General features: G+C 40.2%; 1 protein-coding gene. It reads left to right on the top strand.

Annotated features, from left to right (window positions below):
• On the top strand, positions 1-725 hold a 725-nt coding region (locus CWC30_RS18330), incomplete at its 5' end, for an IS3 family transposase (RefSeq protein WP_138627484.1).
• Between the last annotated feature and the right edge of the window lie 215 nt (positions 726-940).

The following is a 940-nucleotide window of genomic DNA, read 5'->3' as shown; positions in this document are numbered from 1 at the left end:
TTATGAAGGCACATAACTTATTAACGCATCGAGAAAAAGTGAAACCAACTAAGCCAATGAAAAAGCCAAGAGCATTCAAGGCCGTGCGTGCAAATGAAGTATATACTTGGGATATCACCTATTTACCAACGAGCGTAAAAGGGCAGTTTTTCTACTTATATTTAGTGATGGACATTTTTAGCCGAAAGGTTGTTGGTTGGCAGGTTTACGACACACAATTAAGTGAATTAGCCGCAGACTTAATGAAGGATATTTGCAGTAGAGAGCAAATAAAGCGCGAGCAAGTCACGTTGCACTCAGATAATGGTAGCCCAATGAAAGGCGCGACATTGTTGGCAACATTACAGGAGTTAGGCATTGTACCATCATTTAGTCGACCATCAGTAAGTAATGACAATCCGTATTCTGAGTCGCTATTTAAAACGTTAAAGTATCGCCCAGAATACCCAGAAAAGGCATTTGAAGATATAAGCGCAGCAAGAGAATGGGTAAGTGGGTTCGTTGATTGGTACAATAATGAGCATCTACACAGTGGTATAAAATTTGTGACGCCAAACCAACGTCATTCAGGTTTAGATAAAGAAATATTAGCCAAGCGTCAGCAGGTAAACGACGCTGCTAAATTGAATAACCCAAGTCGCTGGTCAGGAAAGTCACGAGATTGGTCAATGATAAATGAAGTAAATTTAAATCCGGAGAAAAAAGAAGAAATGCGGGCGGCATAAAATTTAACTTGAGGCGACAACTAACTGAGGGCGTTCAGAATTCTGTGTCAGCCTAAATTGCTAAATATCTAGCACGCCATCTAACCTACCTTCGAAGTGAATGGCTAATTCCTACAATGTCACGTTCGAATTGTTGAATGGCATTGTCCAATTCTTCGAGGCGTTCAATATCCCTGCATCCAATAATTTCATCATCCTATTTTCAAACGGGAATG

This window comes from Pseudoalteromonas sp. S4741, assembly GCF_005886135.1.
GTDB lineage: Bacteria > Pseudomonadota > Gammaproteobacteria > Enterobacterales > Alteromonadaceae > Pseudoalteromonas > Pseudoalteromonas tetraodonis.
This window is presented reverse-complemented; position numbering and strand designations above follow the sequence as displayed.